General features: G+C 41.8%; 1 pseudogene. It reads left to right on the top strand.

Features of this window, described 5'->3' with window-relative positions:
• Window positions 1-236, top strand: a pseudogene (locus H5S10_RS02810) (group II intron reverse transcriptase/maturase); the annotation flags it as partial.
• Window position 237: the final 1 nt, after the last annotated feature.

Genomic DNA, 237 nt, shown 5'->3' with positions numbered 1-237 from the left:
GGGTCCGAATAAGGCAGTATATCTGGAAGCAATGGAAAAAGTTTAAAACTAAGGTAACTAACTTACAGAAGTTGGGGCTGTCCCAGCGTGATGCATATGTCTTCGCTAGTACCCGTAAGGGCTACTGGCGAACTGCACATAGTAAGACCTTGAGCTATTCTCTAACTAATAGAAAACTGGAACAACTTGGACTTATGAATATGTCCAAGACGCTCCAGTCAATTCAATGTGATTAAG

Origin of the sequence: Limosilactobacillus balticus (assembly GCF_014145615.1) — a bacterium.
Lineage (GTDB): Bacteria > Bacillota > Bacilli > Lactobacillales > Lactobacillaceae > Limosilactobacillus > Limosilactobacillus balticus.
Note: the sequence above shows the minus strand (reverse complement) of the source record. Positions and strands in the feature narration are given on the sequence as shown.